Raw genomic sequence first — 1,521 nt, 5'->3', positions numbered from 1 at the left:
AAAATATTCAGTGGAATAGCCACGCCGATTGCCAAAGTCGTATCGTTGCTTTCATTAGGGGTTTTGCTACGTTTCATGCCTACATTTAAAGTCGGATTGGGACGTGCCTGAATTCTTAAATTTTCAATTTGATGATCCGATTGCTGAATGTTCAAGGCATAGAATTTTTCTAGCCACCCTTCAGCAATATACCGTTGCACAGTTTGGAGACTTTGCTCTGGCCAAGGGATAGCGGTTTTATTCAATTGAAGATGTGAAGATGTTTCTCCCCCCCACAAATTAGACAGCTGACGACCGGCAGCTTGTTTATTCAGCATCGCTTGCTGATAAAGTCGTTGGATTTCTAGCGCTTCAATTTGGGTACGCTCAAAATCAACCAGGGCAATACTGCCTGCCTGATAGCGTTTCTGGGCACTGTCCAGATTGGCTTTACTTGTTTTTAACTGTACTGAATAAGCAGACTGCTCAACCTCAGCAAGTGCAAATTGCGACCATGCAAATTTAACAATCAGTTGGCTTTGTGCCTTCCATAATTGCTGTTGCAATTGGATTTGTTGATTCGAGGTATTGGCAATCACCCGGTTCAGCTTACGCTGACCAAATAGATCTAGAGGTTGACTAACGCCAACATTGAATTCCTGTTCTTGACCTGAGCCAAAGCCAGACTGTTCTAAACTTATACTTGGATTCTGCCATAACCGACTTTGCTGAATATTCAATTCAGATATTTGCTGAACTTGTTGCCACAGCTTGTCTTGAGTCTGGTAACTTTGTACTTTTGCTAAAGCGGATTCAAAGCTGGTAACGTTTTCAGCATAGCTATATTGCATAGCCGCTGCACATATACAAGCAACCAAGCTATGACGCAAGAGTATAATTGATTGTGAAGACATGATTTTTCCCACTTATTTAAATAATAAAAGTGGTGGGAATGTTTTAGGCTACCCCACCATGAGCGGGGAAAATTCGGGAGGTGGGCTTTGTTGAAACAGGTCAGGAGCCTGATAGCTGTTTTTCCAATGAAATTGTGGATTCACTTTAACTTCAGAGCTTGGATGAAACACATCTACTTTTTCATTTTGTACAATCAAATGCGTCATCGATGGTAGATGATCTTGATGATCTTCACCGATTTCTAAATCGCTACTGAATGTTTTTATGTTTTCTGACTGTCCATTATGATCGTGTTGACGACTATCGCTGGCACACAAGGTATTTTGGTGATGACCAAAATGATAACTCTGCTGTGATTGAGGCTGTTGTTCATGGACACAAAAGGCCGCCGCCACATTCCAAAAGCTTTGGAACATGAACAATCCAACCAAGACTGTAATCCATGTAGTAGAACGCATCATCATAACAATCGAAAAATTTGTACCAAGTATAAGGCTTAGAGCCACTCCAAGGTCAAGCTTAATAAATTAAATTAAACATTCAATGAACACTGAATAGCCGGCACTTTTGCAAATTTACCTTGTCTCTATAAGCTCACATCAATTTCAGGTAAGAATAACAATAGAT

2 protein-coding genes are annotated in these 1,521 nt (G+C 40.6%); both read right to left on the bottom strand.

Features of this window, described 5'->3' with window-relative positions; all coding sequences use genetic code 11:
• On the bottom strand, positions 1-893 hold an 893-nt coding region (locus FTU29_RS17200; RefSeq protein WP_180123026.1), incomplete at its 3' end, for a TolC family protein.
• A 48-nt stretch (positions 894-941) separates the two neighbouring features.
• Positions 942-1,355 (bottom strand): cation efflux protein, CzcI-like, encoded by a 414-nt coding sequence (locus tag FTU29_RS17195; RefSeq protein WP_225530251.1) that lies wholly within the window; start codon positions 1,353-1,355, stop codon positions 942-944.
• Positions 1,356-1,521: the final 166 nt, after the last annotated feature.

It is taken from the genome of Acinetobacter sp. YH12086 (assembly GCF_013419345.1).
Lineage (GTDB): Bacteria > Pseudomonadota > Gammaproteobacteria > Pseudomonadales > Moraxellaceae > Acinetobacter > Acinetobacter amyesii.
This window is presented reverse-complemented; position numbering and strand designations above follow the sequence as displayed.